General features: G+C 70.5%; 4 protein-coding genes. 3 read left to right on the forward strand and 1 reads right to left on the reverse strand.

What is annotated here, in order from left to right; all coding sequences use genetic code 11:
* The coding region (locus A37W_RS24325; protein WP_254656012.1) for a helix-turn-helix domain-containing protein at positions 1–397 on the reverse strand (397 nt) is incomplete at its 3' end.
* A 402-nt stretch (positions 398–799) separates the two neighbouring features.
* On the opposite strand from A37W_RS24325, the gene A37W_RS0112330 reads away from it, so the two are divergent.
* The 3 genes from A37W_RS0112330 (at position 800) to A37W_RS0112340 (ending at position 6,815) form a co-directional block, all read left to right on the forward strand.
* Positions 800–2,701, forward strand: a complete 1,902-nt coding sequence (locus A37W_RS0112330; RefSeq protein ID WP_229666035.1) for an efflux RND transporter periplasmic adaptor subunit — start codon at positions 800–802, stop codon at positions 2,699–2,701.
* Positions 2,698–4,845: a peptidase M50 gene (locus A37W_RS0112335; RefSeq protein WP_026198467.1), complete on the forward strand. Its 2,148-nt coding sequence runs from the start codon at positions 2,698–2,700 to the stop codon at positions 4,843–4,845. Before A37W_RS0112330 ends, A37W_RS0112335 begins: the two co-directional genes overlap by 4 nt.
* Positions 4,846–4,952: 107 nt before the next feature.
* Positions 4,953–6,815, forward strand: coding sequence for a preprotein translocase subunit SecA (locus tag A37W_RS0112340; protein ID WP_229666036.1), 1,863 nt, complete (start codon positions 4,953–4,955; stop codon positions 6,813–6,815).
* Positions 6,816–6,841: the final 26 nt, after the last annotated feature.

Genomic DNA, 6,841 nt, shown 5'->3' on the forward strand with positions numbered 1-6,841 from the left:
AATCGAACCCACCCGAGCGGGTCGCGGCGTTGCATCGGACCTCCCGCGAGATTGTCGAGGCTGCCCGCCGCAGGCGGCGGGCGATCTCGCGCAAGCCGACACCCCGCGCCAGCAGCAGCGCGATCTCTTCACGTTCCTCAAGGCAGAGATAGCGCCGAGATGGCGGCGGCGCCGATGGCGCCAAATGCGAAGGGGGCATGCCGCCAGCCTCTCGAAACCACCGTGTTCCGACCGGCTGCGAGACACCGGCCCGCACGGCAGCTTCCTCGCTGGGAAGACCAAGAGCAATCAGGACCCAGAAGCGCTGGCGTTCAAACCGCTGCGCCACTCCGGGCCGCCCAGGAGAGCGCAGCTTTCGCCCCGTTGATCGTTCGGATTTTCGTCTGCTTGTCGTCATCGCAACCTCCTTTAACAAAGGTGTTGCGACGACCGGTTGAGACCGCCCAAGACGGCGCGCTTCGCCTGGGCCGTGATGGCCCGAAACGAGGCCTATCTGGCGAGCGCGCCGGCATGAGCTGAGACAAGATCCGCGGCAGGCGTCTGCCGCGGCCATGTGAGGATGATGATCAGCGGAACCGCAGCCAGGACACCCCGTGGTACTGTCTGGGCCTCTCAGCCCGCTCCTCTCTGATCAGGACCTCGTGCGCGGACTTCATCAAGGCCAGCGGTCATGCGAACCGCACCGAGGCCGGAGACATGACCGCACCGCTACGATCGGCACGCCGCCAAATCAGCACTTGCAGTCAGGGCCGTCCAGACATGACAGTCCCGTTAGGGCCATCCAGATAACAGTGCCCAGTTGACAGCCCATACGTGTACCCTCAACAGTTTTGAGGTTGGAGGGTGTCCACTCATGAGCACGCGGACAGATGGCGCCGTTGATCCGCCGGCCGCCCCGACCCCAGCCAATGGCATCAACGCCGAGGCGTCGGCCGGGTTCGCAGACGACGAGAACTGGATTGCCGGATTGCGATCTCGGCTGACCGCCGAAGTGGCCGTTCTCGCGATGGGGCCTGTGAATACCGGGCCATATATGCTCAGCGCCTTGTCGCCGCCCGACGCAACCCCGGGTGAAGGGTTGAGCGCGGCGCTCGATCATGCCGTCGCTCAGCGCAAGCCCATCGTGAAGAGCGGCTTTCTGGATCGCGGCGTGACCTCCTGCGCCATCGGGGTGCCGATCCTTCTCGACGGCGCGCTTCATGGCGTCGTCGCGGTGCAATTGCCGGTGCGGGCCGACCTCGACCTGCGCCGCGTCGTCGACGAGATCAGCTGGGCCCTGCCTGGCGTCCAGTTCGGCGTGCTCATGCGGCAGATGGCCGAGGGCGAATTGTCCCAGGCCAGGGCCCGGTCGGTGGTCGAGCTTCTCGCCGCGACCCTGGACGAGCCGCGCTGGACCGTCGCCGCCGCCACCGCCGTCACCGATCTGGCCAACCGGCTGGGCTGCGACCGGGTCGCGCTCGGCGTGCGCCGGCGGCTCCGGTCCAAGGTCGTCGCGCTCTCCCACTCCGGCGGCTTCTCCCGCAAGTCCGAACTCATGCAGCGCATCGCGGATGCGATGGACGAGGCGATCGACCAGGGCGGGCCGATCCTCCTGCCCGACGATGCCGCCGACAGGCTCACCCTCACGGCGGCCCATGACGCGCTCGGCGATCAAGGTGCACCGCGGGCGATCCTCACCGCGCCGCTTCGGCGCGACGGCCGGGTGACCGGCGCGCTCACGTTCGAGCGCACGGCGGCCAATCCCTTCCGGCCCGACGAGGTGGACCTCATCCAGGCGGTGGCGGGTGTGCTGGGGCCGGTGCTCGAGGAAAAGCGGCTGAACGACCGGCCGCTGCCGGTGAAGGCCGCGCAGAGTGTCGGTAACGGACTGGCGTGGACGATGGGCCCACGCAACGCTGGGCTGAAGGCAACGTTCGTCCTCTTAGCGCTAGCGGGGGTGCTGGCCTGGAACACCACCGTGCCGTTCCGGATCACGGCCGACGCCCGCGTCGAGGGCGCGATCCGGCGCGTGGTCGCCGCGCCGCTCGACGGTTACGTCTCCGCGGCTGCGGCGATCGCGGGCGACATCGTGCGCGAGGGCGACATGCTCGCCCAACTGGACGACCGGGATCTCCGGCTCGAACTGGCCCGGTGGGAGACGGTGCGCGCCCAGCGCCAACGGGAATACGAGACCGCCCTCGCCGAACGGGACCGCGCCGCCATCGGCATCGCCGCGACCCAGATCGAGCAGGCAGAGGCCGAGATCGCGCTTCTGAACGAACGCATCGCGCGGACCCAGATCCGCGCCCCCTTCGACGGCATCGTTCTGTCCGGCGATCTCGACCAGTCGGTCGGAGCGCCGGTCGCACGCGGCGAGGTCCTCTACGAGATCGCCCCGCTGGACGCCTACCGGATCGTTTTGTCGGTTGACGAACGCGACCTCGCCCTGGTGGAGCCTGAGCTGCGCGGCGAGGTGGTCCTGTCCGCCCTACCCGGCCGCGAATTCGCCATCGAGACGGGGCGCGTGACCTCGGTCGCGGGGGTCGAGGACGGCCGGAACGTGTTTCGCGTCGATGCCGAACTGGCCGAGCCCACGGACCTGCTGCGGCCCGGCATGGCGGGCGTGGCGAAGATCGGGATCGGCGAAAGGCCCTTCCCCGTGGTCTGGACCCGCGGCGTGGTCGACTGGCTGCGCCTGACCCTGTGGCGCTGGGCCCCGTGACGGAGTCGCTGCAAAGTCCCTCCTGGTACCGGGTCGCCGACCTCACCCCCCGGCTGCGCAGCCATGCGCAGGTCCACCGCGCCGTGTTCCGGAGCGAGGTCTGGTACGTCATCGAGGACCACGCGAGCGGCGCCTACCTGCGCGTGTCCGAGGCGGCCTGGCAGATCATCGGATTGATGAACGGCCGGCGCCGGATGGAGGACATCTGGCGCACCGCCGCCGAGGCGCTTGGCGATGACCTGCCCACGCAGCACGAGACGATGCAGCTTCTGATACGGTTGCATCGGGCCGACGTGCTGCACGCGGACATCCCCCCCGACATGGGCCGGCTGGTCGAACGGGGCGCACGGGATTCTCGGACCAAGCGGCTCGCCGGCCTGCGCAATCCACTGGCGATCCGGGTGCCGCTCTTCGATCCCGACGGGTTCGTGCGGGCGACCCATTGGCTCGTGCGGCCGCTCTTCGGCTGGTTCGGCCTCCTGCTCTGGCTGGGTGTCGTGGGCACCGGTCTGGTCTTGGCGCTGGCCGATATCGACGCCCTGCAGAACAACGTGGCCGACCGGGCGCTCAGCGCGGGCAACCTGCTTCTCGTCGTCGCGCTCTATCCTTTGGTCAAGGCCGTCCACGAACTCGGCCACGCCTATGCCGTCCGCCATTGGGGTGGCGAGGTCCACGAGATCGGGATCATGCTGCTGGTGTTCATGCCCGTTCCCTACGTCGACGCCTCCGCCTCTTCGGGCTTCCGGAACAAGTGGCACCGGGCGGGGGTCGCGGGCGCCGGGATCGTGGTGGAACTCTTCCTCGCCGGACTCGCGGCGATCCTCTGGACGCAGCTCGAGCCGGGATTGACGCGCGCGGCGGCGATGAACGTCATGTTGCTTGCGGGGCTGTCGACGCTGTTCTTCAATGGCAACCCGCTGCTGCGGTTCGACGGCTACTACGTCCTGGCCGATCTGGTCGAGATCCCCAATCTCGGGACGCGGTCGACACAGCACCTGAAGTATCTGGCCCAGAGATACCTCTTCGGGCTGAAGGACGCGCGCTCCCCCGCGATGGCGCGGGGCGAGGCGACCTGGTTCGTCGCCTACGGTATCCTGTCCCTGATCTACCGCTATTTCATCATGCTCGCGATCCTGCTCGTCGTCGCGAACCTGTTCTTCGAGATCGGCCTGGCGCTGGCGCTCTGGTCGGCGATCCTGCTTCTCGTCGTGCCGCTGGCCAAGGGGTTCTGGTTCGTCGTCGCCGACGGCCGGCTCGACGGGCGCAGGGGCCGGGCCGTCGCTGCCTCGGCCGGGATCGGCGCGATGTTCTTCTGGCTGATCTTCGTCCAGCCCGTGCCCTCGGCCACCATGGTGCAGGGCGTTGTGCGCGCACCCGATCAGTCGCTCGCCATCGCCGGGGCCGAGGGTTTCGTGGTCGAGCTTCTGGCCGAGCCGGGCCAGGATCTCGTGGCGGGCGCGCCGATCCTCAGGATTGAGGACCCCCTGATCGAAGCCCGGGTGGCCCTGGTCGAGAGCCAGATCGAGGAATTGCGGCTCCGCCGGATCCAGGCTCTGGCCGCCGACCGGGTGCAGGCCGATCTGATCTCGCAGGAGCTCGGTCTGGCCGAGCAGGCGCTCGCGCTCGCCGTCGAGCGGAGGGGCGAGCAGATCGTCACCGCGCCGATCGACGGCCGTCTGCTGATGCCCTCGGGCGAGGAGCTGATCGGCCGCTTCGCGCGCAAGGGCGAAACGCTGGCGTGGGTCATGGGCGACGCGCCTGGCCAGATCCGCGCCGTGATCCCCGAGGCCCGGATCGACCTCCTTCGTCTCGGCGTCGAGGACGTCCGCCTTCGCCTTGCGAGCCATCCCGACGAGGAGATCGCCGCGACGCTGAGCCGCGACCGTCCCGCGGCGGCGACCGAACTGCCGAGCCCGGCGCTGGGGCGGGCCGGCGGCGGGCCGATCCCGCTCGACCCGCGGGCGACGGATCGAGTCACGCCGGTCGGCATCGTCTTCACCGTCGATCTGACTCCCGCGGACGGCCGGCCCCTGACGGCGGTGGGGGAACGGGTCTACATCCGCTTCGACCACGGCGCGCGCCCGCTCGGCGAGCAGCTCTGGCGGGGCGTGCGGCAGGTCTTCCTGCGCGACCTCAATGTCTGAGCGCGCGCGCCGTGGCTAGCGGATGGCCGGCCTCGCCGGAAGGCGCCTTCTATCCGCGCGCGCCCGCGGCTCCCGCCCCCTCCCGGTTCGATCGCATGGTGGAGCGCGTGACGTCCCGCCCCCGCAGCGCCCTGCGGGCCCGTCCCTGGCGGACCTTCACCTGGCGGGTCCGTCTGCGACTGTCCCGCCTGGGACAGCTCGACGAGGCGGCCTTCGACGCGCATCTGACGGGGCTCGCGCACCGCCTCCGCCGCGCCCGGGCGCATCCCGGAGAGCGGCTGCTGGCCGAGGCGCTGGCCACGGTCTGCTCCGCCGCCGAGCGGACCCTCGGCATACGCCCCTACTGGACGCAGATGCTGGGGGCGCGGGCCGTCCTAAACGGCGCCGTCGCCGAGATGCAGACCGGCGAGGGCAAGACGCTGGCCCTCGCCCTCGCCGCCGGCTGCGCCGCGCTCGGCGGGCGAAAGGTGCACCTGATCACCGCCAACGACTACCTCGCCGGCCGCGACGCCGTGACGATGCGCCCGCTCTACACCCGGCTCGGCCTGACGGTGGACGCGGTGGAGGAAGGCATGGACGCCGAGAGCCGCCGCCGCGTCTTTTCCAGCGACATCGTCTATGCGTCGGGCAAGGAAGTGGCCTTTACCTTCCTGCGCGACCGGGTCGCCATGGGGTCGCGCACGGGCGATCTGGACATGCGGATGCGGGCCTTTCTCGACGACCGCGCCTTCCTCATGCCGGGGCTGCAGTTCGCGATCGTGGACGAGGCCGACAGCGTGATGATCGACGAGGCGCGTACGCCCCTGATCCTCTCGGTCCCTCCGGGCGACATCGAGGTCGAGGCCGAGACGGCGCGCGGGGCCGACCGGATCGCCGCCACGTTAACCGAGGGCCGCCACTTCCGTCTCGACCGGTCGCGACATCAGGTCGAGCTGACCGATCGAGGGCGGGCCGCCGTGGCCGACGCCGCCGACCAGTTGCCCGAGGGCTGGCGAGTCGGGCCGCTGCGCGAGGACGCCGTGCGCACCGCCCTTTCGGCCCGGCACATGCACGCGCTGGGCGAGCATTACATCCTGCGCGACGGCAAGGTGGAGATCGTTGACGAATACACCGGACGCGTCATGCCCGACCGAAGCTGGTCGGCGGGTCTGCACCAGGCCGTCGAGGCCAAGGAGGGGGTGGAGATCACCGCGCGCCGCGTCACTCTCGCGCAGATCACCTTCCAGCGCTTCTTCCGTCGCTACCTGCATGTCGGCGGCATGACCGGCACCGCGCGCGAGGCGGCCGGAGAGTTCTGGGAGGTCTACCGCCTTCCCGTCGTCTCGATTCCCACCTACCGCCGCTCCCGCCGCGAGACGTGGCGGACCCGGATCGCCGCGCAGGCCGAGACGAAATGGCGGCGCGTCGCGCGCCGGGCCGAGCGGCTGGCCCGGGCCGGCCGACCCGTCCTGATCGGCACACGCACCGTAGCAGCCTCGGATGCGGCGAGCGCGGCCCTTCAGAGACTGGGCGTGCCGCACCGCGTACTCAGCGCCGAACAGGATGCCGACGAGGCGGCGATCGTCGCCGAGGCCGGGCGCGCGGGCGCCGTGACCGTCGCCACCAACATGGCGGGGCGCGGCACCGACATCGTGCTGGACGCGCGGGCGCGGGCCGCGGGGGGTCTGCACGTCATCATGACCGAGCGCCATACCGCCCGTCGGATCGACCGGCAGTTGGCGGGCCGGGCCGGCCGCCAGGGCGATCCCGGCAGCTGGGAGGCGATCCTCTCCGCCGAGGACCCGCTGCTGATGGAGTTCGGCGGACGACTCGCCCGGCGAATGGCGCGGTTCGGCGGCGCGGCCGCCGCCCGCGCCATGTCGGCCGCCCAGGCCCGGGCCGAGACGCGTCATGCCCGCGCCCGCCGGCAGCTTCTCGAGCTTGACGAGAAGATGGCGGAGCACCTCTCCTTCACCGGAACCCCGGAATAGGAAACGGCGCCGCCGAGGCGACGCCG

This window comes from Wenxinia marina DSM 24838 (genome assembly GCF_000379485.1).
Lineage (GTDB): Bacteria > Pseudomonadota > Alphaproteobacteria > Rhodobacterales > Rhodobacteraceae > Wenxinia > Wenxinia marina.